The organism is Streptomyces sp. ICBB 8177 (genome assembly GCF_003144095.1).
In the GTDB taxonomy this organism is placed as follows: domain Bacteria; phylum Actinomycetota; class Actinomycetes; order Streptomycetales; family Streptomycetaceae; genus Streptantibioticus_D.
The window spans coordinates 733597-758662 of sequence record NZ_NSKH01000018.1; the positions used below are offsets into that span (position 1 = coordinate 733597).

Below are 25066 nucleotides of genomic sequence, written 5' to 3' on the forward strand. Positions count from 1 at the left end.
GTTAAGTAAGCACGCGTTGACAACCGTAGGCGGGGCCGGTGGGGCGGTCAACGACGCCGTCCGGCCGTTATCCTGGGCGGCCGCGTCCCAGGAGGTCAGCACCATGGAGAACCCGGCCCAGCGGCACCGCAGGGACGCGCCCAGGACGCGGGCGCGGCTGCTGGCCGCCGCGGCGGAGCTGTTCGCCGAACGCGGCTACGAGGCGGCGACGGTCCGGGACATCGCGGAGCGCGCGGGCGTCAACCAGGCGCTGGTCTACCGCTACTTCGGCTCGAAGAAAGGCCTGCTGGTCGAGGCGATGGCTCGCGGCGGGCACGAACAGGTCCGCGCCACGCCCGCGGACAAGCTCTTCGAGACCGCGCTGCGCGGCCTGCTGGAGACCGGCTCCACCGCGCCCGGCGACCGCTCGCTTGAGGTCTACCTGCGCTCGGTCGGCGGCCGGGACGAGGCGGCCGACACCCTCCAGGCGCTCGGCACGCGCTACGCCGAGGCCCTGGCGTCCCTGTCCGGCGCCCCGGACGCGGCCCTGCGGGCGGAACTGGCGATGGCCTGGCTCCTGGGCATCGGCCTGCTCCGTGTCGTCGAACCCCGCGAGCCGCTGTCCGAAGCGGCACCGGAGGAGATCTGCGCGCTGGTCCTGCGCGCGGTGGAACGGCTGTGGGAGTAGGCGCGCGCTCCGGTGCCGAGGCCCGGATGGCCGCCGGTGCGTGTTTCGTCCCGGCCCGGGTGGGATACCCCGGAAACCGGGGACGAAGGAGGACGCGGCATGGACGGGACGAGTCGGGTCGGGCTGCGGATCAACGGGGAACCGTTCTCCCGGGTGATCGACAACCGGACGACGCTGCTGGACCTGCTGCGCGAGCAGGCCGGGGTGACCGGGCCGAAGAAGGGGTGCGACCACGGCCAGTGCGGCGCCTGCACCGTGCTGCTCGACGGCGACCGGCGGGTCAACGCCTGCCTGCTGCTCGCGGTCTCGCTGGACGGCGCTGACGTCACCACCGTCGAGGGGCTCGCGGACGGCGACCGGCTCCACCCCGTGCAGCAGGCCTTCGTCGACCACGACGGCTTCCAGTGCGGATTCTGCACACCGGGCCAGATCTGCTCCGCCGTCGCCGCGATCGCCGAGGCGAGGGCCGGCTGGCCCAGCGTCGTCACCCCGCCGGACACCCCACCTGGTCCCGTCGAGCCGACCGCGCCGGAGATCCGCGAACGGATGAGCGGCAACCTGTGCCGCTGCGGTGCCTACGTCAACATCGTCGCCGCCGTGCGGGAGGTGGCCCGGTGAAGAGCTTCCGTTACGAACGCCCGGCCGACGCGGACGCGGCCGTGGCCCTGCTCGCCGACGCGCCCACGGGGACGTACCTCGGCGGCGGCACCAACCTGGTCGACCTGATGAAACTCGGCGTCGCCGTGCCCGACCTGCTGGTGGACGTCAGCGGACTTCCGTTCGACGCCGTCGAGGAGACCGGGACCCGGGGCCTGCGGATCGGAGCGGCCGTGCGCAACAGCACGGTCGCGGTGCACCCGCTCGTACGGGAGCGCTACCCGGTGCTCTCCCAGGCGCTGCTGTCCGGCGCGTCGACCCAGTTGCGCAACGCGGCGACCGTCGGCGGCAACCTGCTCCAGCGCACCCGCTGCCCGTACTTCCAGGACGTCGGCAAGCCCTGCAACAAAAGGCGCCCCGGCACCGGCTGCCCGGCCCGTCAGGGCGCGCACCGCGACCTGGCCGTGCTGGGCGCCTCCGAGCACTGCGTGGCCACCAACCCCTCCGACATGGCCGTCGCCCTCGCCGCGCTCGACGCCATCGTGGACGTGGCCTCGGCCAACGGGCCGCGCCGGGTGCCGCTGACCGACCTGCACCGACTGCCCGGCGACCAGCCCGACCGCGACACCACCCTGCGGCACGGCGAACTGATCACCGCCGTCGAGCTGCCCCCGCCGATGCCCGGCGCCCGCAGCGCCTACCGCAAGGCCCGCGACCGCGCCTCCTACGCGTTCGCGCTCGCCTCGGTGGGTGCCGTCCTCCAGGTTCGCGACGGCCTCGTGCACCACGTGCGCATCGCCTTCGGCGCGCTTGCGGCCAAGCCGTGGCGGGCCAGGACCGCGGAGGAGGCGCTGCTCGGCGAGCCCGCCACGACCGCCGCCTTCGACGACGCCGTACGGCGTGAACTGGCCGCCGCCCACCCCCTGCGCGACAACGGCTACAAGGTGCCGCTGGCGCGCCGCATGGCGGTGGCCGTGCTGACCGAACTGGCCGCCGCGAGCGCAGGAGGGACGCCGTGACCACCCTTCCCCGCGTCACCGGCGACGCCGTCGCCCGTATCGAGGCCTTCGACAAGGTCACCGGCGCCGCCCGGTACGCCGCCGACCACCCGTTGGACGGCCTCACCTACGCCTGGCCCGTCACCTCGGCCGTCGCCCGCGGCGAGATCACGGCCGTCGACGACGGCGAAGCGCTCCGCGACCCCGCGGTGCTCGCCGTCCTCACCCACGCCAACGCGCCCCGGCTCGCGGACGCGGGCGACCCGATGGTGGACGTCCTGCGCTCCCCGCACGTGGCCCACCACGGCCAGATCGTCGCGCTCGCGGTCGCCGAGACGCTCGAGGCCGCCCGGGCCGCCGCGGGCGCGGTGCGAGTCACCTACGACGAGCAGCCGCACGACGTGGTCCTGACGGCCGACCACCCCGGGCTCTACACCCCCGACGAGGTGAACGCGGGCCACCCGGCGGACCGGCGGCGCGGCGACTTCGACACCGCCTACGCCGCGAGCGAGGTCACCGTGGACGCCGTCTACGAGATCACGCCGCTGCACAACCACCCCATGGAGCCGCACGCCGCGACCGCCGTGTGGGACGGCGAGGCTCTCACCGTCTTCGACTCCAACCAGGGCTCGACCGTCGTGCGCTCGACCCTGGCCACGCTGTTCGAGGTGGACGAGGACGACGTGCACGTCGTCAGCGAGCACGTCGGCGGCGGCTTCGGCTCCAAGGGCACCCCGCGTCCGCACGTCGCGCTCGCCGCCCTCGCGGCGAGGGCCGTGGGCCGCCCGGTGCGCCTCGCGCTGCCGCGCAACCGGATCGCCGCCGTCACCGGCCACCGCGCACCCACCATCCAGCGGGTGCGGCTGGGCGCCGACGCCGACGGCCACATCGACGCGCTGGCCCACGAGACGGTCACCCAGACCTCGACGCTCACCGAGTTCGTCGAGCAGGCCTCCGTCTCCAGCCGGATGATGTACGCCTCCCCGCACAGCCTCACCACGCACCGGGTGGCCCGGCTCGACGTGCCGAGCCCCTCGTGGATGCGGGCGCCGGGGGAGTGCCCGGGGATGTTCGCGCTGGAGTCGGCGATGGACGAACTCGCCGTCGCCTGCGGCCTCGATCCGGTGGAACTGCGCATCCGCAACGAGCCGCCGGTGGAGCCGGACTCCGGGCGGCCGTACAGCAGCCGCCACCTCGTGGACTGCCTGCGGGAGGGCGCCCGGCGCTTCGGCTGGCACGACCGCGACCCGCGCCCGGCCGTGCGCCGTGACGGCCCGCTGCTGATCGGCAGCGGTGTCGCCGCCTCGACGTACCCGGTGTGGGTGTCGCCCTCGCAGGCCGAGGCGTACGCGGGCGCGGACGGCCGCTACGAGGTACGGGTCAACGCCACCGACATCGGCACCGGCGCCCGCACCGTGCTCACTCAGATCGCCGCCGACGCCCTCGGCGTACCGCTGGACCGGGTACGGGTGAGCGTCGGCCGCAGCGACCTGCCCGCCGGATCGGTCGCCGGCGGCTCGTCCGGCACCGCCTCGTGGGGCTGGCCGGTGCACAAGGCCTGCACCGACCTGCGGCGGCGGATGAGCGACGCGGGCGGTCGTGTGCCCGATGAGGGCCTGCTCGTGCGGGCGGACACCGAGCGGGAGGCGGGCAGCGGAAAGGAGTACTCCCGGCACGCCTTCGGGGCGCAGTTCGCGGAGGTCCAGGTGGACACCGTGACCGGCGAGGTGCGGGTGCGCAGGATGCTCGGTGTCTTCGCGGCGGGGCACATCCTCAACCCCCGGACCGCGCGGTCGCAGTTCATCGGCGGGATGACGATGGGGCTCGGCATGGCGCTGACCGAAGGCAGCTTCCTGGACCCGCAGTTCGGCGACTTCACCGAACGGGATCTGGCCTCATACCACGTCGCCGCCTGTGCCGACGTTCCGGAGATCGACGTGCACTGGATCGACGAGGACGATCCGCACCTGAATCCGATGGGATCCAAGGGTATCGGCGAAATCGGCATCGTCGGCGCGGCGGCAGCTTTGGCCAATGCTGTGCGCCATGCCACGGGTATTCGCGTAAGGCGGCTTCCGATCCATCCGGACGCGATTCGCCTCGACCTCTGAAGCGGGATCTGACCGGGCCCCTGAACCAGCGTGCCGAACAAGGTGATTGACGGCACGTCACTGTTGTGACGTGCCGTTCTCTCGTGTTCTTTTCCGTTGCGCTTTCAATTGAGCGGGTATTTACGTCACTTGCCGACCGGTAAATGAACGTCAAACAACAATTTTTTCCCGGCCGCCCGCTGGACCGTTTGCGGGATGGGTCGTTGTGCGTTCCACTGGACAGGTAAGCGAAACCGCACTTCCCACTTAGGGGATGGTTGCATGTTCTCCGAGGAATCCGTCGTCCGGGACGTCGCACAAGGCATCGACACCGACCTCGAAGCCGCCCTGAACCCCGCGGAAGCGGAAGGGACCTTCCGGGACACCCGTGAGTGCGCCGCACTGGCGCTGGCCGGTGGCGCAGGCCAGGTTCTGCTGTCGCCCCCGACTCCTCGGCCCAAGAAGAAGGGCTGACGGGGGACCCGCATGAGTCAGTCAGGCCTGCCCCCGCTGACGGGCGCGGTGCGTGACCTGGCACACGAGGTGGTCTCCGCCCTTCGGGGCGGGGGCCACCTCGCTGGGAGCACGGCCCTCGCGGACGACGAACTCGCACTCGCCGCCGTACGGGTCCTCGGCGCCGACGTGCTGCTGCCCGCCACCCTCGCCGGCTGCCCGCTGCCCCCCGAGCGGGTGGCCGCCTTCCGCACCGCGACCCTGGCCTTCCCCGCCGCCCCGGGAGCCGCGCCGGTCACCGCCTGGAGCCACTGGGGCATGCGGCGCGCGCTGCGCGCCCTGGGCGGCCCCGAGGAGGACCCGGCGCTCCCCGACACCGGCGAGCCCGGCGCCTCCTGGCTGCAATCGCTGCCCTGGCAGCGGTTCACCCATCAGCTGGCTGTCCTCAGCGCCCTCGCGCTGCCGGGTATGCCCAGCGAGGTCGCCACGACCGCGGCGCTGCGGCCGGTGGACCTCGCCCGCGGCTTCGTGCGCGCGGTGCGCCGCAGGGACTGGCTGCAGGCCGCCGGTGCCGCCCGATGGCTGGCGCTGCTCGACGGCGTCCCCGACACCCTCGGCCTCGACACCGGCCTCGACTTCGTGCTGCTGATGAGCGACGACGACCCCCGCGTCGCCCTCCAGGCGCACGTCGCCCGGCACATCCGCGACGAACGCCTGCTGGACGAAGGACTGCGCGCGTGACCACGCCGTACGCCACCGCGGTGGCCCGCCACGCCCTGCGCTGGATCGACGGCCACCGCGACGGGTTCGCCCTGCCCGCCGACGTGACCGACCCGGGCGTCCCGGTGGACCGCACCCTCAAACCGCTGGGCGAACTGGCCCAGTTCAGCCTGTCGATCCGCCGTGCCACCCACACGGCCGACGAACGGCACCGGATCGCGGCCGGGTTGCTGGACTTCGCCTGGCGGCAGACCGACGGCGGGACGCTCTTTCTCGATCTGCTGCGCGCCGAACCGTTCGCCACCTACCCACTGGAGATCTACGCGGCCTTCGCCGAAGCGGGGCTGCGTCACGAGGAGTTCGAGCGGTTGAGCGCCGTGGTCCTGCGCACCCGCAACTGGCGGGCCACCGAGCAGGACCCCAACCGGCGGCTCGGCATCCTCAACTCCGAATGCCGCAGCAGCTTCCCGCGGTCCGCCGACACCGCCGCCGCGCTGGACCGCACCTGGCTCGCCGCCCTGCCCGAACCGTGGGCCTTCGAGCGGCCCAGCGGCTACGCCCTCACCCACACCGTCTTCCACCTCACCAACTGGGGCGCCGCGCCGCACGCCGTGCCCGGCGACCTCGCGCGCTACCTCGGCACCTGGCTGCCCGCCTGGACGGACGGCTGCCTGGAGGACCGGCAGTGGGACCTGGGCTGCGAACTGCTCGCCGTGGCCGCGGCCCTGCCCGAGCCGTCCGACCCGGAACCGGACACCGCGGCGGGCCGGGACTCCGACGAGAGCGTGTGGGCCAGGATCGCCGACGCCCAGGACGAGGAGGGCGGCCTGCCCGAAGTCGGCGGCAGGCCGAGGAACTTCGCCAACTGCTACCACTCCACCCTGGTCGCCGCCTTCGCCGCGACCCTGACCACCGAGCGGGCGGCCTCGCCGCCGCGGACGGCTCCGCTCGCCACCGAACCGCTGGACGGAGCACGCACATGACCAGCACCCGGCTCATCCACGGCGTGGGTCTGCGGGCCCTGGAATGGCTGCACGCCCACCGCGACGGCTTCCGGCTGGAGCTCGACGCCGACCCCGAGATCGGCCTGATGGACCGCTTCAAGCCCGTCGGTGAACTCGCCCTCATCTGCGGGGTCATCTTCCGCGAGGGAGTGGCCGGCTCACGGCAGACGCAGCTCGCCCGCCAACTGCTCGACCACGTCTGGCGCGACACCCTCGACGGCGGCCGGATGCTGGTGGAGGGAGCCCGCACCGAACCCATCTCGCCGATCCCCTTCGAGGTCTACCTGCCGCTGCGTGAACTCGGCTACGAGCAGCCCGACATCGAGCGGTTCACCCGGCTCAACCACCGCCTCGCCAGCTGGTCGGCGTTCGAGGTGACCCCGGTACGGCGGCTGAGCCTGTCCGCCTTCCAGCGCCGCTTCGGCCTGCGCCCCGAGCCGTCCGTCGACGAGGCCGCCGCGCGGACCTGGCTGGCCCGCACCCCGGAGCCGTGGACGGTCGAGGGCCACATCGCGTACGACATCACCCACGCCGTCTTCCATCTCACCGAGTGGGGTGAGCGGCCCGACCGCCTGCCGCCGCACATCGCCGGCTACCTGGCCGACTGGCTGCCGGTGTGGCTGGACGACTGGCTCGAACTGCGGCGCTGGGACCTGCTCGGCGAACTGCTCGTGGTCGACGCCTGCCTGCCGCGCCCCACCTTCGACGAGGCCGCGTGGGAGGGCTTCGCCGCCGCCCAGCAGCCGGACGGTGCCATGCCCGTGGTGCGCGAGATGCCCGAGGGCGATCCGGACGACGTCTTCGACCTCGTCTACCACCCCACCCTCGTCGCCGCCTTCGCCTCCGCGCTGGCCCTGTCCCGCTCGCTGTCCGCGCTGACGCCCGAGCCGTCGTGACCACGACGGCATCGCGGACCGAGGCCGAGCGGCCACGGCGGGCCGACGACCCGGACCTCCTGCTGGAGCGGGCGGTCGCCGCGGTCGAGGCGCCCGACGTCGTCTTCGCCCTGTCCGTCGACGGCACGCGCCGGGTCCGGCACGGCGGCACCGGACCGGCCCCGCCCGGCGGACGCGACCGGCTGCGGTACGAACTCGGCTCCGCCTCCAAGCCGTTCGCCGGACTGCTGCTCGCCCGGCTGGTCGGCACCGGCCGCGTCGGCTACCACGACGGCGCCGCGGAGCTGCTCGACCCGGGAAGGCGGCACGGCGGGGTCGAGCGCGTCACGCTGACCCACCTGATCACCCACACCTCGGGACTGCCCGCCCTGCCCGCCGACTTCTACCCGCAGGCGCTGCCGCGCTGGACGACCGACCCCTTCTCCGGCTACCCGGCGCACCGCGTCGTCGCCGCCTTCCTGCGCGCCCGGCCCCGGCACCGCCCCGGCACCCGGTGGCACTACTCCAACTTCGGCGCCTCCGTCCTCGGCCACACCCTGGCCGCCGCGACCGGCACCGCGTGGGAGGAGCTGCTGACCGCCGAGGTGCTCGCCCCGCTGGGCCTGCGCGACACCGCGCTGCGGCCGTCCGGCGCCGCGGGGACGGACGCCGTGGGACACCGCAGGGACGGGACGACGCAGCTGCCGCCGCTGGACGTGGCCGGCTTCGCGGCCGCGGGCGCGGTACGGGCCACGCCGTACGACATGCTCGGCTTCCTCGAAGCCCACCTGCGGCCGGACACCACGGCGTTGGGCCCCGCGCTGCGGGCGGTGCGCCAACCGCTGCTGCGCCGCGGGTGGGGCCGCCGCGAGGTCCACACCCTCACCTGGTTCCAGCACTCCACCGAGCACGGGCCGGTGTACTTCCACTGCGGGGCGACCAGCGGGCAGCAGGCGTTCCTCGGCTTCTGCCCCGGCACCGGCGCCGCCCTCGCCGCGGCCTGCACCCGCCGCTTCCGCAAGAGCGACGCCTTCGTCCCGACCGCCTACGGGCTGCTGCTGGACGTCGCGGGATCCGGCCCCACGGCGTGAGCCGCCGGGCGTCCGGGCGGGCGCTCTCAGGCGTCCAGCTTCAGTTCCGTCGAACGGCCCGTCAGCTTGCGGATCACCAGGATCGCGATGCCGACCACAAGCCAGCACGAACCGCCGATCTGCGCCTTGGAGTCGGCGTTGTAGAGCACGTAGCCGATGATGGCGAAGCCGATCAGCGGTACCACCAGGTGCATCCCGTAGGTGTGTTCACGCCTGCGCACCAGGAAGTAGAACATCACCGACAGGTGCAGCATCAGGAACGAGAAGAGCGCGCCGAAGTTCACCAGTGACGACAACAGGCCCACCTGCCCGACCAGTCCGAGCCCCAGGCCCAGGCTGATCACGGCGACCAGCAGCACCGCGCGCTCGGGCACCTTCCGGGTGGGGTGCACGTGCGCGAGGAAACGCGGCAGCTGGCCGTCGCGTGCCATCGAGAACAGCAGTCGGGAGGTCGCGGCCTGCGCCGCCAGGGAGTTGGCGACGGCGGCGGCCAGGGCACTGGAGATCGCCACCACGTCCTTGAACCACACGCCACCCGCGATCCGCGCCACGTCGTAGAACGCGGTGTTCTCCGCCGCCTGGTTGGGCAGCGAGGTGCGGCCCGGCAGCAGCAACGCCGCCAGATAGGTCTGCACGACGAACAACGCGGCCACCAGGCACAGCGACAGCAGTGTCGCGCGCCCGACCACCTTCCGGCCCCCGCGGACCTCCTCGGCCAGGGTGGAGATGGCGTCGAAGCCGAGGAACGACAGGGCGGCCACCGACAGGGCGGAGAAGACCAGGCCCACCGAGAAGACGTGCGAGTCGTAGAACGGCGTGGTGCTCCAATGGGCGCCGTTCTTGCCTTCGTTGATCGCGATGACGCTGAGCACCACGAACATCGCCAGGATGACCAGTTCCGCCAGGAGGAACAGCTTGTTCATCTGCGCCGTGGTCCGGATGCCCAGCATGTTCACACTGGTGTTGAACACCACGAACACCACGATCCACAGCCACTGCGGCACCCCGCCGATCACCGACTGCAACGCCACCGCCCCGGTCACGTACAGCAGTGTCGGCACCAGCAGGTAGTCCAGCAGGATCGCCCACCCGGCGAGGAACCCCGCCTCCGGCCGCAGCCCGCGCCCGGCGTACGCGTAGACGGACCCGGCGATGGGAAAGGCCTGCGACATCTCCCGGTAGCTCAGCGCGGTGAACACCATCGCCACCAGCCCGATGACGTAGGTCAGCGGCACCATGCCCTTCGCCGTGTCGAAGACGACGCCGAAGATGGCGAAGGGCGCGATCGGCACCATGAAGACCATGCCGTACACCAGCAGGTCGCGCAGTCCCAGCGTTCTGCGCAACTCCTGCTCGTAGCCGAACCGCGACAGCGACTCGTCGCCGTCGGCGCCCTCCGGTCGTGGCCGGCCTGCCGTCTCGTGGTCTGACTCGCTCATGGGGCTCCCCTGGAACGCGCGTCCGACCAACGTACCGCCGGGGAGCGGGCCCGCGCGGGAGCGCGCCGCGTGCGTCGAAAGACGTTGGCACGGCGGGGCGCCGCGCTGGCATGCTTGCCGTGTGGACAGGACTGCGATCCGGCTGACCTTCGCCCCTCACCTGCACGTCTTCGTGGCGGCGCGGTTGCGGGAGGACGGCGCGCAGGTGCGCACCGACGGTGTCTCCACGCTGGGGCACGTGGTCGAGTCCCTCGGCGTGCCGCTGACCGAGGTCGGCGCGCTGTACGTCGGCGGGCGCGAGGTCGCGCCCCGCTACGTCCCCGTCCAGGGGGACGAGGTACGGGTGCGCGAGGTGACGCGCCCTCAGCGGCTGCCCGCACCGCCCCGCTTCCTGCTCGACGTCCACCTCGGCACGCTCGCCCGAAGGCTGCGGCTGCTGGGCGTGGACACCGCGTACGAGAGCGTGGACATCGGCGACGCGGCGCTGGCCGCGCGCTCGGCCGCCGAGCGGCGGGTCATGCTCTCCCGCGACCGGGGCCTGCTGCACCGCCGCGAGCTGTGGGCGGGCGGCTACGTCTACAGCCACCGGCCCCCGGAGCAGCTCAAGGACGTGCTGTCGCGCTTCGCGCCGCCCCTGCGGCCGTGGACCAGGTGCACCGCGTGCAACGGACTGCTGCGCGACGCGGGCAAGGAGGCCGTGAGGGAACGGCTGCACGGCGGTACCGAACGCAGCTACGACGTGTACGCGCAGTGCGCCGACTGCGGCCAGGTCTACTGGCGCGGCGCCCACCACGAGCGGTTGAACGCCATCGTGGAGGAAGCGGTGCGGGAGTTCGGGACCCCCGGGCAGGGCGCGGTCGCCGGCCGGTGAGCGATGCCGGACGGCCGGGCCGACGGCCCGGCCGTACGAGCGTCGCCACGCGGGGCCGCGGCACGACGCGCGCTGACGACGCTCGTACGAGCGGCACCGCGCCGGAGCAACCGGTACCGCGCCGGGATCAGAAGAAGTCGCGCTCGACGATCTCCTCGCGCTCGATGACCTCTTCGCCACCGAAGAGGCCGCCGAGGAAGCCGCCGCGCTCCTCCACAATGGTCTCCCGCTCGATGACCTCATCGCGGCCGAAGAACCCGCCGCGGTGCTCGACGACCGTCTCGCGTTCGATGATCTCCTCCCCGCCGAAGAACCCGTCCCGCTCGATGATCTCTTCGCGCTCGTAGTACTCACGCACGGCGCTTCCTCATTTCCCTCGGTACGACCCGTCGCGGCGCCACCGCCGTACGGGCGGATCAACGCGGGCCGCCGGACCGGCCGTTCGAGACGGGACCGGCGAACCCGGGCTGATCATAGAGGCGGGGGCCAGGTACGCCGGCCGGGTGGTGGTCAACCGGCAAGCGGAGCAATGTCGTTCACTACGCGTCAAAGCTCTTGTCGAACGTGGTTCACCGGTGCCCATAATCGGCCGCGCGCGGGCGGTGGAGCCCGGCCGGAAGGAGCCGCACCATGCTGTCCGACGTGCTCAACCGCTCGTGGAGGACCGGGGGCCGGACCCGCCGCGGGCCGCGCACCGGGCCGGGCGGGCTCGCCGCCGCTGCCGCCGTCACCGCCGCGCTGCTGCCCGCGGCCGTGTGCGCCACTCCCGCCTCCGCGGCGCCCGTCCCCCCGGCGCACGCCCGCACGCACTACTACCTCTCGCTCGGCGACTCGCTCGCCGCCGGGTACCAGCCCGACGCCAGGACCGACGTACCGGGCGTGTCCTACACCGACCAGCTCTACCAGCGGCTGAAGAAGAGCGACCCGGATTTGGTGCACGTCCAGCTCGGGTGCAGCGGCGAGACCACGACCACCATGATCGACGGCGGCATCTGCTCCTACTCCGGCGCCCGCTCCCAACTCGACGCCGCCACCGCGTTCCTGAGGCGGCACCGGGGCCAGGTCACCACGGTCACCCTGGACATCGGGGCCAACGACGTCGACGGCTGCTTCTCGGCCTCCGGCATCGACACCGGCTGCGTGGCCGAGGGCCTGGCCACGGTGACGAAGGACGTGCCCCGCATCGCTGCCGAGCTGCGCGCCGCGGGCGGGGGCGGACCGCGCTACGCGGGCATGACGTACTACGACCCCTTCCTCGCCACCTGGCTGCTGGGGGCGAGCGGCCACACCCTGGCGGACCTGTCGGTGCCGCTGGCCGACACGCTCAACGTCGTCCTGAGCACCGCGTTCCGGATCAACGGCTTCCGCGTCGCCGACGCCTCCGCCGCCTTCGAGACCAACGACTTCGCCCCGGTCGACGCCCCCGGCCTCGGCAGCGTCCCGGAGAACGTCGCGCGGATCTGCGCCCTGACGTGGATGTGCACACCCTACGAGGACATCCACGCCACCCGGCAGGGCCACGCGCTGCTGGCCGACGTCTTCCAGCGGGCGCTGGAGGCCCGGGGCCGCTGACAGCGGCGGGGCCCGGCGCCCGCCTGCCGGGCCCCAGGTGTCTCGCGGCGTGGGCCGAGTCCGGCGCCCCGGGCCCCTCCCGGACCCCGGCGACACGCCCGGGCCCGGGAGCCGCTCGGACCCCTCTCGCCCCTGGCGTGAAGCCGTTCTGTTGCCCTGCTTAAGAAATCCTCGATGGACGCGGCGGCGTTCCGGTCGGCACATTGATGATCGCCGCTGGTCAGCGCCTGATCGGTGGGCCCAGCTCTTCGTACGCCCAGGAGTCGCGCCGATGAAGGCCCTTGTCAAGCAGCACGCGGAACCCGGTCTGTGGCTCATGGACGTGCCCGAACCCGACTACGGCGCCTCCGACGTGCTGATCAGGGTGAAGCGCACCGGCATCTGCGGCACCGACCTGCACATCCGGTCCTGGGACGGCTGGGCGCAGCAGGCCGTGCGCACGCCGCTCGTGCTGGGCCACGAGTTCGTCGGCGAGGTCGCCGCCGTGGGCGCGGACGTCGCCGACATCGCGGTCGGCGACCTGGTCAGCGGCGAGGGCCACCTGGTGTGCGGCAAGTGCCGCAACTGCCTGGCCGGCCGCCGCCACCTGTGCCGCTCCACGATCGGCCTCGGAGTGGGCCGTGACGGCGCGTTCGCCGAGTACGTCGCCCTGCCCGCGTCCAACGTCTGGGTGCACCGCACGCCGGTCGACCTCGACGTCGCCGCGATCTTCGACCCGTTCGGCAACGCCGTGCACACCGCGCTGTCCTTCCCGCTGGTCGGCGAGGACGTGCTGATCACCGGCGCGGGTCCGATCGGCATCATGGCCGCCGCCGTCGCCCGGCACGCCGGCGCCCGCAACGTCGTGATCACCGACGTCAGCGAGCCCCGCCTGGAGCTGGCCCGCAAGGCCGGCGCCACCCTCGCGCTCAATGTCGCCGAGTCCACCATCGCCGACGCGCAGACCCGCCTCGGCCTCAAGGAGGGCTTCGACATCGGCCTGGAGATGTCCGGCCGTCCCGAGGCGATGCGCGAGATGGTCGCCAACATGACGCACGGCGGCCGCATCGCGATGCTGGGCCTGCCCGCGCAGGAGTTCGCGGTCGACTGGTCGAAGATCGTCACCTCGATGATCACCGTCAAGGGCATCTACGGCCGGGAGATGTTCGAGACCTGGTACGCGATGACCGTGCTGCTGGAGGGCGGTCTCGACCTCACCCCCGTGATCACCGGCAGTTACGCCTGCACGGACTTCGACGCCGCCTTCGACGAGGCCGCCACCGCCCGCAGCGGCAAGATCATCCTCGACTGGACCGTCTGAGCGGCCCCCGGCCGCCACCCCCGCGCCGCCCGACCCTAGGAGAACCCTGATGTACGCGTCCGTACGCGACGACCTGCGCGCCACCCTCGACGAGATCCGGGACGCCGGCCTGTTCAAGCCCGAGCGCGTCATCGGCACCCCGCAGTCCGCGTCGGTGGCCGTCACCGCGGGCGGCGCCCCCGGTGAGGTGCTGAACTTCTGCGCCAACAACTACCTGGGTCTGGCCGACCACCCCGAGGTGATCGCGGCCGCCAAGGAGGCGCTGGACCGCTGGGGCTACGGCATGGCCTCGGTGCGCTTCATCTGCGGCACCCAGGACGTGCACAAGGAGCTGGAGGCCAGGCTCTCGGCGTTCCTCGGCCAGGAGGACACGATCCTGTACTCCTCCTGCTTCGACGCCAACGGCGGTGTGTTCGAGACGCTGCTGGACGCCGAGGACGCGGTGATCTCCGACGCCCTCAACCACGCCTCCATCATCGACGGCATCCGCCTGTCCAAGGCCCGGCGCCTGCGGTACGCCAACCGCGACATGGCCGACCTGGAGGCGAAGCTCAAGGAGGCGTCCGGCGCTCGGCGCCGCCTGATCGTCACCGACGGCGTCTTCTCGATGGACGGCTACGTGGCGCCGCTGGACGAGATCTGCGACCTGGCCGACCGCTACGACGCCCTGGTCATGGTCGACGACTCGCACGCCGTCGGCTTCACCGGCCCGAGCGGGCGCGGCACCCCTGAACTGCACGGCGTCACCGACCGCGTCGACATCGTCACCGGCACCCTCGGCAAGGCGCTCGGCGGGGCCTCCGGCGGCTACGTGGCCGCCCGCGCCGAGATCGTCGCCCTGCTGCGCCAGCGCTCCCGCCCGTACCTGTTCTCCAACTCGCTCGCCCCGGTGATCGCCGCCGCCTCCCTGAAGGTCCTCGACCTGCTGGAGACCGCCTCCGAGCTGCGCGACCGGCTCCAGGCCAACACCAAGCTGTTCCGCACGAAGATGACCGAGGCGGGCTTCGAGATCCTGCCCGGCGACCACCCCATCGCCCCGGTGATGATCGGCGACGCGGCCGAGGCCGGACGGATGGCCGAACTGCTGCTGGAGCGCGGCGTCTACGTGATCGGCTTCTCCTACCCGGTGGTGCCGATGGGCCAGGCGCGCATCCGCGTCCAGCTGTCCGCCGCGCACTCCACGCAGGACGTCGAGCGGGCCGTGGCCGCGTTCGTCGACGCGCGAGCGACAATGGCTGGGTGATCGACCCACGCAGACTCCGGATACTGCGGGCCGCGGCGGACCACCGTACGGTGACCGCCGCGGCCGCGGCCCTCTACCTCACGCCGTCCGCCGTGTCCCAGCAACTGGCCGCCCTGGAGCAGGAGACCGGCCACACGCTGCTGACCCGCAGCGGCAAGGGCGTGCGGCTGACCGCGGCCGGGGAGATCCTGCTGGCGCACGCCAACACCGTCGCCGCCCAGCTGGAGCGCGCCGAGGCCGAGCTGGCCGCCTACGCGGGCGGCACCGCGGGCGAGGTCACCGTGGCCGCCTTCGCCACCGGAATCGCCGAGGTGCTGGCCCCCGCCGTGGCCCGGCTCCGCGACGACCGGCCCTCCCTGCGGGTACGGGTCCGCGACGCCGAGGGCGACGAGAGCCTGCCGATGGTGCTGGACGGCGAGGCGGACGTGGCGCTCGCCGTCGAGTACCGCGGCGCCCCCCGCGAGGACGACCAGCGCCTGGCGCGCGTGCCGTTGTACGCCGAGCCGTTCGACGCGGTGCTGCCCGCCGCGCACCCGCTCGCCCAGGCGCCCGACGTGGCGTTGTCCGCGCTGGCCGCCGACGACTGGATCGGCCCGTACCCGGGCAACCCCTGCCACGAGGTGATGCTGCTCGCCTGCGAACTGGCCGGATTCCAGCCCGCGTTGACCCACTCGTCCGACGACTTCCGGGCGGTCGTGGCGCTGGCCGGGGCGGGCGCGGGGGTGGCGCTCGTGCCGCGCTCCGCGCTGCGCGGGATGGAGCTGAAGGACACCGTGGTGCGCCCGGTCACCGGCCCGGCCGCCACCCGCAGGGTGTTCGCCGCGGTACGCCGTGGCGCCGACCGCCATCCGCTGATCCGGCCGGTGCTCGACGCGCTGGCCCTGGCGGCGGACGGGCTGTCGACGCGGTGAGGGGGCGGGGGCGCGAGCCGATACGCGGGCGCGGGCGCGAAGTACCTAAGCACGACTGATTCGGCGGTCCGAGCGCCCCGCATAGTTTCGTTCCCGTAAGCGAGAAGCCGTACCGGAGCACACGTCCGGGGAGCACAGGGAGCAGCCATGACCGCCTTTGCCGTCGCCCACGTCCGCAGCGTCGAGTTCGGCCCCGACATCGTCGCGTACCTGGAGCGCATCGACGCCACGCTGGACCCGTTCGGCGGGCGCTTCGTGGTGCACGGCGGCGACGTCGAGGTCGTCGAGGGCTCGTGGGGCAAGGACCTGATCATCATCGAGTTCCCCGACCTCGACCGGTTGCGCGCCTGGTACGACTCGCCCGCCTACCGCGCGATCCTTCCGCTGCGCACCGAGCACATGGAGGCGGACATCGTCTTCGCCCAGGGTGTCCCCGCGGACTACCGGGCGGCGAGCGCGCTGGAGCACTGAAGGCGTCCGGACGGGCCACGGGCACGCCCCTGACCGATCACCGGGTCCCGTCGCTGCCCGGTGGGCCCGTTACTCCCCGGTGGGCGCGGTCGCCCGCGTCCTGGCCTCGATCGCCCGCAGCACGGAGACCATGTCCCCGTCCCCGTGCCCTAGGGCGACCGTCTCGGCGAACAGGGCATGGCAGACGTCCAGCAGCGGTGAAGCGGCCCCGGCGCCGCGGGCGGCCTCCGCGATGAGCCGGTTGTTCTTGAGCACGTCGGTCGCGGCGGCCTGCACGCCGAAGTCACCGGCCGTCAGTTTGGCCCCCTTGGTCCGCGAGACCGCGCTCGCCATCGGCCCGGCCGCCAGCACGGCCGCCAACCGCTCGGCGTCCAGGCCGTGTTCCGCGGCGAAGTGGAAGGCCTCGGTGAGCCCGGTGACCATGGTGATCAGGAAGAGGTTGACCGCGAGCTTCATCGCCATGGCGCCGGGAACCGCACCGCAGACGAACGTCTCGTGGCACAGCGGACGCAGCAGCGGGCGCACCGCCTCCACGGCCTCCGGCTCACCGGCGAGCATTCCCACCAGCCGCCCCTGGATTGCCGGTTCGCGGGAGCCGGAGACCGGCGCCTCGACGTAGCGGCCCTTCGCGGCGTGGATCGCGGCGCCGAGGTCGCGGGAGTAGCCGGGGGAGGTCGTGCCCATGTGCACGACCGTGCGGCCCGCGACCCGCTCGGCGAACCCCGGCGTGCCACGTGCGAGCACGGTGTCCATGGCCGCCTCGTCGGCCAGCATCAGGAGCACCGTGCGCGCTTCGGCGAAGACCTCGCCCGGCTCCTGAGCCACCTTCGCGCCCGCCTCCCGCAGCGGCGCACCGCGAGCGGCGGTGCGGTTCCAGACGACGAGGTCCGCGCCGGCGCGGACCAGGTTGAGGGCCATGGGCTGTCCCATCACGCCGAGGCCGATGAATCCGGCGTCCACCACGGGTAACACCACCGCTCGCTGTGCCCTGGGCGTGCCAGGGCTTGCCGACTATGACGAGCGTCATAATAATAGCGATTATGACAGCTGTCATAGAGGGTGGTCCCAAGCGGTCGGACGCGGAGGCCGTCGCTGGTCAGGAGCGTGCGAGGGGTGTGCCGGCCGCGACGGCGAGGCCGAGTGGCGCGACCCGCGCGGCGAGCGGTCCGGTGGCGTCCGGCTGGTGCGTCGACGGGCTCCGGCCGGGCGACCGGGACGCGCTCGACACGCTGTTCGCGCGGTGCTCGCCCGAGACGGTGCGCCTGCGCTTCTTCGGGCGGCTCCACCGCTGGCCCGCGCCCTACCTGGACAGCGTGCTGGCGGGCCCGGCGGAGACGCACGACGCCGTAGTCGTCAGGAACCCGGAGGGCGACCAGGTCCTCGCACTGGCCGGACTCGTCGCCGTGTCGGACACGGTCGCGGGAGCGGCGGAGCTCGGTGTGCTGGTGGCCGACGCCTGGCAGCGGCAGGGACTGGGCAGCGCCATGCTGGAGGTCCTGCTGGACCGGGCCCGGCGGCGCGGGGTGCGGCGCGTCTGCGCGAACGCGCTGCCCGGTCGGCAGGCGCTGCTGGCCGCCCTTGCGCGCCGCCTGGAGCTGGAGCGGTCGGCGTGGACGGAGGGCGGTCTCGTCGGCGTCTATAAGCTGGCCGGAATCGTGGAGTGACGGCACCGCGGGATGTGGCAGTCGCCGCGCGCGGCGGTGAGCGGTTGGGAGGTCGGTGATGGCGGAGTCCGTACGGGGGCCGCGCGAACGCATGGTCTTCAGCGCGGCCCAGCTCATCCGGCGTGACGGGGTCGCCGCCACGGGCCTGCGCGACGTGGTCGCCCACGCCGAGGCGCCTCGGGGCTCGCTGGGGCACTACTTCCCCGGTGGCAAGGAACAGTTGGTCAATGAGGCCGTCGAGTGGGCCGGGCGCTACGCGGCCGGGCGCGTGGCGCGCTTCCTCGCGGCGATGGGGGAGGAGCCGACGCCGAGCGGTCTGTTCGCCGCGATGGTCGGGCAGTGGGCCGACGAGTACCGAGCCGACGGGTTCGCGGCCGGTTGCCCGGTCGCCGCCGCGACGGTCGACTGCGCGCAGACCGCCGATTCCACCCGGTCCGCCGCGGCCGACGCGTTCGCCTGCTGGACCCGTCCGGTCGCCGACGCGCTGGCCGGCATGGGCGTTCCGCCCCAACGGGCCGCCGCGCTCGCGACGTTGATGATCAGCACCCTGGAGGGCGCGATCCTCATCGCGCGGGCCGAACGCGACGTGCGGGCGCTGGAGACGGTGGTACGCGAGTTGGGGCCGCTGCTGGACGCGGCGGTCGTGGGAAGGGGCTGAAGTCCCCGGCGGGCGTCACGGCCGGCCCGAACCCGGACGAGGCCTCGTCCCCTCCTCCAAGGTATGTCGCCATCAAGTATCTTGACGTCGAGATGAAGTCGCGGCAGGCTGCCTCCCGTACAGGCGATGCCATCGGTACGGACGGGGAGTGGAGCTCATGCTGCGCGGTGCTGTGCGTTGGGGAGGCGGACGCGGAGGGACGGGGCTCGTGGCGCAGCTGCGTCACCCGCCGGGCGGACGCGACGCACGGATCATGCTGTTCGCGCAGTTCCTCGACCGCACCGGATCCGGCATGTGGAACTCGGCGGCGGTGCTCTACTTCACCTTCGTCAGTCAGCTGACTCCACGTCAGGTCGGTTTGCTGCTGGGCGTGTCCGCGATCGCCGGTGTCGCGGGGGCGCCGCTGGCGGGACACCTCGCGAGCCGCTTTCCCGCCCGCTCCCTGCTGGTCGGCTGCCACCTGCTGCGCCTGGTCACCATGAGCCTGTTGCTGCTGTGCGGCAGCTTCGCCACGCTGCTGCCGGTGGTCGCCGTCACGTGTCTCGGCGACCGCGCGGCGAAGATGCTGGACATGCTCTTCGCCACTCTGGTGGCGGGCGAGCGGCACTCGACCTACCGGGGACTGTCGCGCAGCGTCACCAACGCCGGGTACGCGGTCGGCGCCGGCGTCGCCGCCCTCGGGCTCGCCGTGGGAACCGCCGGCGCCTACCGGGGCCTGGTGCTGGCGGATGCCGCGTCGTTCGTGGTCGCGGCCGTGCTCGTCGGCCGCCTGCGGGAATCGGCCCACCCGCGTGCGGCGGCGCGCGAGCACGAGGCGGTGAGGTCGCACGCCGTGGCACCGACCGGGTCGGCGACGGCGGCCGGGCGGAACCCCTGGCGGGACCGGGGCTACCTGCTGTTCGTCGCGCTCGACACCCCGCTCAACCTGGACGACTCCGTGCTCAACGTGGGAATGCCGCTGTGGCTGGTCAGCCGCACCACCGCGCCGCACGCGATCGTCCCGGTCCTCCTCACCGTCAACACCGTGCTGGTCGTCGTCCTCCAGATGCGGGTGTCCGCCAGAGCGGAGGGCCCGCGGCGGGCGGCACGGGCCGTCGGCCTGTACGGCGCCTCGATGTTCGCCTGCTGTCTCGTGCTGGCGGTCTCGGCGACGGGCGGCACGTGGCCGGCGGTGTGCGTGATGCTGGCGGCGGCGGTCCTGGTGACCCTGGCGGAGCTGATGCGGACGGTGAGCTCGTGGGAACTCGCGGTCTCCCTTGCGCCGCCCGCCCGGCGGCCCGCCTACCTTGGCGTTGCCGGAGTGTCGTCGGCGGTGCAGAAGTCCGCCGGGCCGCTACTGCTCACCGGCGCGGTGTTGGCCGCTGGGCCCGCGGGCTGGATCGCGCTGGGGGCGGCCGTCGCCGGTGTCTCCCTGGTCCAACAGCGGGCCTGCGGAAGGCGGTTGGACGCGATGGAGAGTGCCGCCACCGCACCGGTCGCTGAACCGGTGCGCGCAGACGACGCCGAGAAGCTGCCGCTCACGACACGGAAGTGACGTCCCGCCGGCGCGCGGTGGTCGGCACCGGAGAACGCCGACCACCGGGCGCACCCAAGCGTCGCCCCGTCGCGCGAGCCGTACGGCCGACCCCGCGGATCACCCCGCGTTGACGCGCGCCGTCAGCCGCAGCAGAGCGGGGGAGAGGCGGCCGACGAGCCGGGCCGCCTTGGCCTCGAACGTCACCGGGACGACCGCCTTGTTCCCGCTCACCGCCCGCAGGATCTGCTCGGCCACCTTCTCCGGCGGGTAGTTGCGCTTGGCGTACATCCCCGACACACGCTTGCGGCGGGCGTCCTGCTCGGAGTCGCTCAGGCCGGAGAACGTCGCGGTCCGGGTGATGTTGGTGTTGACGATGCCGGGGCAGATCGCGCTCACCCCGATCCCCGCGGGCGCCAGCTCCGCGCGCAGGCAGTCCGACAGCATGAACACGCCCGCCTTGCTGGTGGCGTACGCGGCGAGCACCTTCGAGGGCAGGTAGGCGGCGGCCGAGGCGAGGTTGACGATGTGACCGCCCTCCCCGCGGCCACGCATCAGGGTCCCGAAGGCACGGCAGCCGTGGATGACACCCCACAGGTTGACGTCCAGGACCCGCTTCCACTCCTTCTCGGTGGTGTCGAGGAACGTCCCCGAGTGGCCGATGCCCGCGTTGTTCACCACGACGTCCGGCACGCCGAGTTCGGCCGCGACCTCGGCGGCGAAGGCGTCCACGGCCGCGCCGTCCGAGACGTCGACCCGCCACGCCCGCGCGCTCGCGCCGAGCAGTCCCGCCAGTTCCACGGTGCGTTCGGCCGCCTCCAGGTCGAGGTCGCAGACCGCCACGTCCGCGCCCCGCTCGGCGAACGCCAGTGCCGTGGCCCGGCCGATACCGGACCCCGCGCCGGTGACGACCACCAACTTCCCCGCGAACGGCCCCCGTTCGGCCTCCTTGCGACCCGCCCTGTCCAGCCCGGGAGCGGCCGGCTCGCCCTCCACGTGACCGGTGAACTCCCTGACCATGCGTGCCACGGTCGTTCCCTTCTCCAGCAGCGCCGACCAGTGGGTCGCCGGAACGGTACGCCGCCACAACCGCGGCGCCCACCGCTCCAGTCCTTCGGACAGCGCCGGGCTGACGTAGTGGTCCTTGGTCAACGTGATCAGCTGCACCGGCACGTCGGTGGGCCGCTGCCGCGGTCGCGCCATACGGGGCAGCATGTTCGCCCGGTACAGCGTGATGCCGCGCACCGCGTCGTCCGCGAGCGTCGGCTGCGGATGCCCGGGGTGGGGCGTGACGCCCTCGATCCGCCGCAGCACGGTGCTCCAGCGGTCCGCGAGCCCCAGCCGCCAGGCCGCCGGGGCGAGCGCGGGCAGGTGGAAGGCGGTGATGTACCACGAGTGCGCGGCCTGCGTGAGCAGTTGGCCCACGTGGCGGGGCGTGGGTCGGGCCAGCCGGTGCCGGATCCACAGCGCCACGTGGTCGAGGCACGGCCCCGACAGCGAGGTGTACGAGGCGACGCGCTCGGCGGCGCCGGGTTCGGTGACCGCCTCCCAGGACTGGATGGACCCCCAGTCGTGCGCCACCACGTGCACCGGCTCGCCCGGGCTGACCGCGTCGACGACGGCGAACAGGTCACCGGCGAGCAGCGGGAGCCGGTAGTCCGCGCGCCGCCGAGGCCGCCCGGAGGCCCCGGCGCCGCGCACGTCGTAGCGGACCACGTGGTGGTCGCGGGCCAACTCGTCGGCCACGTCGTCCCACACCCGGTGCGTGTCCGGATAGCCGTGCACCAGCAGCACCGTGGTCCGGTGCGCGTCGCCCTGCTCGTAGACCGCCAGCGGCACCCCGGCCGAGTCCACCGTGCGCCGCCGCACCGCCGCCGGTCCGGTCCGCTCCGCCGGGCCGCTCATCGCAGCGCCCCCTCGTGGACGCGCCGCACGTGCGGCAGGTCGTCGTCGAGCCAGTAGGCGTCGTCCTCGGTCACCACGAGCAACTCCTCGAACTTCAGGCCCACATCACGGAAACCGACGTGCGGTTCCACCGCCCACAGCCCCGGCGTCGGCGGATGTGCCGACGAGCGGCCGTCCGCCCACAGCGGGGAGCGCCCGTGCAGCCGCTCGCTGATCAGCTCGCGGCCCAGCGTCTGGAGGGTGCGCACGCCGAAGCCGAAGAGGTTCACCCCGGCCGGACCGCGCGGGGTCACCCGGGTGACCTGGTGGCCGATCACCCGGCCCGGGTAGACCTGGTGCCGGTTGTCGTAGCCGTGCCGGGCGATCAGCGCGTCGACGGCCGCGTACACCTCGTTGAGCGGCTTGCGCGCCCGCACCTCGCGCAGGATCAGGTCGCGGTACTCCAGCAGGTCGACCGCGATGCGGTCCCAGACGGGATTGTCGCCGACCTTGCCCGCGTACCCGATGTCGGCGGTGTAACCGTCCACGACCGGCGCGCAGTCCAGCACGTACGACATGCCGGGCCTGAGCACGCGGCCACTGGCGAAGAACTGCAAGGGCGTGCGGAAGTGCCGGAACGCGGTGCGGTCTCCGAACCAGGCGAACGGCACGTGGAAGAAGTCCTCGACGCCCTCTGCCACCAGCTCGCGCCGCAGCCGCGCCGCCGCCTGACGCTCCGTCACCCCCGGTTCCAGCCAGTCGGCGACCCGGCCGGCGCACCGGTAGGCGAGCTGCTGGAGTTCACGGAAGCGGTCGAGGTCGCGGTCGTCGTAACGGAACGACGGGGCACGCCCGTTGCGGGGCGGCGAGAGGGTGCTCATGGCGGGCCTTCCGGATGTCGGACGGTGACGTGGGTGCGAGGGCGGGGGGATGCGGTCACAGGTCGAGTTCGAGGCACCCGCCCTCCGGGGCACGCGAGACGCACACCAGCATCCGCCCGGCCGCCCGCTCCTCGTCGGTCAGCTTGCGGTCCCGGTGCTCGACCTCTCCCGCCAGCACCCGGACCGCGCACACCCCGCAGAACCCCTGTCGGCACGAGTACGGGGTGGCCGGATCGCGCTCGCGCAGCACCTCCAGGGCGGAGCGGTCCGCCGGCACGTCCAGCACCTCGCCGCTGCCGCGCAGCCGCACCGTGAACGGACGCCCGTCGCGGACCGGCGCGGCGGTGAAGCGCTCGAAGTGCAGCGCCCGCGCCGCGCTCGCGTCGAACGCGGCCCGCACCGCGTCCAGCATCGGCCCGGGCCCGCAGCAGTAGACGGCCGAGCCGGCGGGCGCGCGGGACAGCAGCCCGGCCGCGTCCGGCACGCCGTGCTCCTCGTCGGTCAGCACCTCCACCCGGTCCGGCGAGCGCGCGGCCAGCTCGGCGAGTTCGTCGGCGAACGGCAGCGACGCGCGGGTGCGTCCGCAGTGCACCAAACGCCAGTCCAGGCCGCGCCGTTCGGCCTCGCGGGCCATCGGCAGCACCGGTGTGATGCCGATCCCGCCCGCGACGAGCAGCACCGAGGCGTCGGCCGCGAACGGGAAGGCGTTGCGCGGCCTGCGCACGGTGATCCGCGTACCGGGACGCAACGCCTCGTGCACCTCCACCGATCCGCCGCCCCCGCCGTCGATCCTGCGCACGGCGATCCGGTAGGCGTGGACGTCGGCCGGGTCGCCGCACAGCGAGTAAGGGCGGCGGCGCCCGGACGGCAGCGTCACGTCCAGATGGGCGCCGGGCTGCCAGGCCGGAAGCCGCCCGCCGTCCGGCGCGGTCAGCCGCAACGACACCACGTCGTCGGCTTCCTGGCGCCGCCGCGTCACGAGCAGCTGAAGCGCGTCGTCCACCGGGGCGGGCGCGGGCCTGGGGCGGCGGCGTCCGGCGAGCGGGATGTAGACGTCGGCGAAGGCGGTCAGCAGGCGCATCATGCGGTCGCTGCGGTGCCGGCCGTTGACGTCCGGTGGCGGTGCGGCGGCCGGCGGGCTGGGGGCGGTGCGGCTCATGGGGTCCTCGGGCTGGTCGCGGCGGATCAGTGGGCGGCGGCGCGGGCGGCGGGAGAGCTGCCGAGGTAGGCGACGGCCTGCCGGGTCGAGCCCTCCTGGGTGGGGTGGTAGTGCGGCCGCAGGTAGCGGGCGCCGGAGCGCGCGGTGCGGCGCAGGTCGGGCAGCAGCCCGCGCCGGGCACTGGCGAGGTAGCCGCGCCAGGTGGCCCGGACCCGGCCGCGCAGTTCCGGGTCGGCGGCCATCAGGAAGCGGGCGCCGCGCACCCACAGCCAGTACAGGACGGGGCCCGCGACGGCCATCGCCCGCACCCGGCGCCCGTAGCCCGGGTCGAGGTGGCACAGCAGGTCGTACGCCACGCTGCGGTGCTCGACCTCCTCGGCGCCGTGCCAGCGCAGCAGGTCCAGCATGACCGGGTCGGCGCCCACGCGGTCCAGCTCGTCCGCGTTGAGCACCCAGTCGCCGAGGAAGGCGGTGAAGTGCTCGATGGCGGCGATGACGGCGACGCGTTCGATCACGTGCTCGCGCTGCTGCGCGCCGGACAGGCCGGGGCGGTCGCCCAGCACCCGCCGGAAGAGCCACTCGATCTGCCGCACGTACGGCGCCGGGTCCAGGCCCTTGGCCAGCAGGTGGTCCAGCACGCCCTGGTGCGCCTCGGCGTGCATCGCCTCCTGGCCGACGAAGCCGATCACGTCCTCGCGCACCCGCTCGTCGGTGATCAGCGCAAGCGCCTGCTTGAAGACCCGGACGAACCAGCGCTCGCCCTCGGGCAGCAGCAGGTGGAGCACGTTGATCGTGTGGGTGGCCATCGGATCGCCCGGTATCCAGTGCATGGGCAGACCGGACCAGTCGAACCGGACGTTGCGGGGCTCAAGGACCAGGTCGGCGTGGTCTTCCGCGGTGGTCATGGCGGCGACTCCGTCAGCGAGAGGGATCACGTGAGGGTTCACGCGGGGAATCAGCGGAGGGGTGCGGCAAGCGAGCGCTTTATTGAGGGTTACTCAACAG

The 25066-nt window shown here is 73.3% G+C and carries 25 protein-coding genes; 18 read left to right on the plus strand and 7 right to left on the minus strand.

Annotated elements, in window-relative coordinates:
* Window positions 1-103 precede the first annotated feature (103 nt).
* The 9 genes from CK485_RS11615 to CK485_RS11655 all read left to right on the plus strand — a co-directional run bounded on the left by CK485_RS11615 (window position 104) and on the right by CK485_RS11655 (window position 8495).
* Entirely contained in the window at window positions 104-667 is a 564-nt protein-coding gene (locus tag CK485_RS11615) for a TetR/AcrR family transcriptional regulator (protein ID WP_109449676.1), read from the plus strand.
* Window positions 668-766: 99 nt separating this feature from the next.
* The gene (locus CK485_RS11620; protein ID WP_109449677.1) at window positions 767-1285 is read left to right on the plus strand and encodes a 2Fe-2S iron-sulfur cluster-binding protein; all 519 of its coding nucleotides are present in this window, start codon (window positions 767-769) and stop codon (window positions 1283-1285) included.
* Entirely contained in the window at window positions 1282-2283 is a 1002-nt protein-coding gene (locus CK485_RS11625) for a xanthine dehydrogenase family protein subunit M (RefSeq protein ID WP_109449679.1), read from the plus strand. The genes CK485_RS11620 and CK485_RS11625 overlap by 4 nt, the downstream gene beginning before the upstream one ends.
* On the plus strand, window positions 2280-4373 hold the full coding sequence (locus CK485_RS11630) for a xanthine dehydrogenase family protein molybdopterin-binding subunit (RefSeq protein ID WP_109449681.1): 2094 nt from the start codon (window positions 2280-2282) through the stop codon (window positions 4371-4373). The genes CK485_RS11625 and CK485_RS11630 overlap by 4 nt, the downstream gene beginning before the upstream one ends.
* Window positions 4374-4634: 261 nt before the next feature.
* Window positions 4635-4826, plus strand: coding sequence for a hypothetical protein (locus CK485_RS11635; protein WP_109449683.1), 192 nt, complete (start codon window positions 4635-4637; stop codon window positions 4824-4826).
* 12 nt (window positions 4827-4838) lie between these two features.
* A complete protein-coding gene (locus tag CK485_RS11640; protein ID WP_109449685.1) occupies window positions 4839-5546 on the plus strand; it encodes a hypothetical protein in 708 nt (235 codons plus the stop codon).
* Complete coding sequence (locus CK485_RS11645) at window positions 5543-6508, plus strand: hypothetical protein (RefSeq protein ID WP_241968294.1); 966 nt, start codon at window positions 5543-5545, stop codon at window positions 6506-6508. The genes CK485_RS11640 and CK485_RS11645 overlap by 4 nt, the downstream gene beginning before the upstream one ends.
* The gene (locus tag CK485_RS11650; RefSeq protein WP_109449687.1) at window positions 6505-7425 is read left to right on the plus strand and encodes a hypothetical protein; all 921 of its coding nucleotides are present in this window, start codon (window positions 6505-6507) and stop codon (window positions 7423-7425) included. Before CK485_RS11645 ends, CK485_RS11650 begins: the two co-directional genes overlap by 4 nt.
* Before the next feature lie 59 nt (window positions 7426-7484).
* Window positions 7485-8495, plus strand: a complete 1011-nt coding sequence (locus CK485_RS11655; protein WP_241968443.1) for a serine hydrolase domain-containing protein — start codon at window positions 7485-7487, stop codon at window positions 8493-8495.
* A gap of 26 nt (window positions 8496-8521) precedes the next feature.
* Here CK485_RS11655 and CK485_RS11660 read toward each other — a convergent pair whose 3' ends face one another.
* The gene (locus tag CK485_RS11660; RefSeq protein WP_109449690.1) at window positions 8522-9934 is read right to left on the minus strand and encodes an APC family permease; all 1413 of its coding nucleotides are present in this window, start codon (window positions 9932-9934) and stop codon (window positions 8522-8524) included.
* A gap of 121 nt (window positions 9935-10055) precedes the next feature.
* Between CK485_RS11660 and CK485_RS11665 the strand changes: the two genes are divergently transcribed.
* Entirely contained in the window at window positions 10056-10805 is a 750-nt protein-coding gene (locus CK485_RS11665; RefSeq protein ID WP_241968295.1) for a Mut7-C ubiquitin/RNAse domain-containing protein, read from the plus strand.
* Between the two features lie 127 nt (window positions 10806-10932).
* Here CK485_RS11665 and CK485_RS11670 read toward each other — a convergent pair whose 3' ends face one another.
* Complete coding sequence (locus tag CK485_RS11670) at window positions 10933-11163, minus strand: hypothetical protein (protein ID WP_109449694.1); 231 nt, start codon at window positions 11161-11163, stop codon at window positions 10933-10935.
* Between the two features lie 272 nt (window positions 11164-11435).
* On the opposite strand from CK485_RS11670, the gene CK485_RS11675 reads away from it, so the two are divergent.
* The 5 genes from CK485_RS11675 (at window position 11436) to CK485_RS11695 (ending at window position 16302) form a co-directional block, all read left to right on the plus strand.
* Window positions 11436-12377, plus strand: coding sequence for a GDSL-type esterase/lipase family protein (locus tag CK485_RS11675; protein ID WP_109449696.1), 942 nt, complete (start codon window positions 11436-11438; stop codon window positions 12375-12377).
* Window positions 12378-12648: 271 nt separating this feature from the next.
* Window positions 12649-13677, plus strand: coding sequence for an L-threonine 3-dehydrogenase (tdh, locus tag CK485_RS11680; RefSeq protein ID WP_109449698.1), 1029 nt, complete (start codon window positions 12649-12651; stop codon window positions 13675-13677).
* Between the two features lie 49 nt (window positions 13678-13726).
* Complete coding sequence (locus CK485_RS11685) at window positions 13727-14920, plus strand: glycine C-acetyltransferase (RefSeq protein ID WP_109449700.1); 1194 nt, start codon at window positions 13727-13729, stop codon at window positions 14918-14920.
* A complete protein-coding gene (locus CK485_RS11690) occupies window positions 14917-15831 on the plus strand; it encodes a LysR family transcriptional regulator (RefSeq protein ID WP_109449701.1) in 915 nt (304 codons plus the stop codon). Before CK485_RS11685 ends, CK485_RS11690 begins: the two co-directional genes overlap by 4 nt.
* A 147-nt stretch (window positions 15832-15978) precedes the next feature.
* Window positions 15979-16302 (plus strand): DUF1330 domain-containing protein, encoded by a 324-nt coding sequence (locus CK485_RS11695; protein ID WP_109449703.1) that lies wholly within the window; start codon window positions 15979-15981, stop codon window positions 16300-16302.
* A 69-nt stretch (window positions 16303-16371) separates the two neighbouring features.
* On the opposite strand, the gene CK485_RS11700 is transcribed toward CK485_RS11695, so the two are convergent.
* Window positions 16372-17262 carry an NAD(P)-dependent oxidoreductase gene (locus CK485_RS11700; RefSeq protein ID WP_109452835.1) on the minus strand — a complete coding sequence of 297 codons (891 nt, stop codon included), beginning with the start codon at window positions 17260-17262 and terminating at the stop codon, window positions 16372-16374.
* Between the two features lie 155 nt (window positions 17263-17417).
* On the opposite strand from CK485_RS11700, the gene CK485_RS11705 reads away from it, so the two are divergent.
* From CK485_RS11705 to CK485_RS11715, 3 genes are all read left to right on the plus strand, one after another.
* Window positions 17418-17966: a GNAT family N-acetyltransferase gene (locus CK485_RS11705; RefSeq protein ID WP_199239317.1), complete on the plus strand. Its 549-nt coding sequence runs from the start codon at window positions 17418-17420 to the stop codon at window positions 17964-17966.
* A gap of 58 nt (window positions 17967-18024) precedes the next feature.
* Complete coding sequence (locus CK485_RS11710) at window positions 18025-18624, plus strand: TetR/AcrR family transcriptional regulator (protein ID WP_109449706.1); 600 nt, start codon at window positions 18025-18027, stop codon at window positions 18622-18624.
* Window positions 18625-18832: 208 nt separating this feature from the next.
* Window positions 18833-20158 carry an MFS transporter gene (locus CK485_RS11715; protein WP_241968296.1) on the plus strand — a complete coding sequence of 442 codons (1326 nt, stop codon included), beginning with the start codon at window positions 18833-18835 and terminating at the stop codon, window positions 20156-20158.
* Window positions 20159-20257: 99 nt separating this feature from the next.
* Here the strand turns inward: CK485_RS11715 and CK485_RS11720 are convergent, their stop codons facing one another.
* Genes CK485_RS11720 through CK485_RS11735 form a run of 4 tightly spaced genes read right to left on the minus strand, consistent with a single transcriptional unit; the run spans window position 20258 to window position 24966 of the window.
* On the minus strand, window positions 20258-22042 hold the full coding sequence (locus CK485_RS11720; RefSeq protein ID WP_109449708.1) for an SDR family oxidoreductase: 1785 nt from the start codon (window positions 22040-22042) through the stop codon (window positions 20258-20260).
* On the minus strand, window positions 22039-22902 hold the full coding sequence (locus CK485_RS11725; protein ID WP_109449710.1) for a M24 family metallopeptidase: 864 nt from the start codon (window positions 22900-22902) through the stop codon (window positions 22039-22041). The genes CK485_RS11720 and CK485_RS11725 overlap by 4 nt, the downstream gene beginning before the upstream one ends.
* Window positions 22903-22957: 55 nt before the next feature.
* Window positions 22958-24061, minus strand: coding sequence for a PDR/VanB family oxidoreductase (locus tag CK485_RS11730; protein ID WP_109449712.1), 1104 nt, complete (start codon window positions 24059-24061; stop codon window positions 22958-22960).
* A gap of 26 nt (window positions 24062-24087) precedes the next feature.
* Window positions 24088-24966, minus strand: a complete 879-nt coding sequence (locus CK485_RS11735; RefSeq protein WP_109449714.1) for a metal-dependent hydrolase — start codon at window positions 24964-24966, stop codon at window positions 24088-24090.
* Between the last annotated feature and the right edge of the window lie 100 nt (window positions 24967-25066).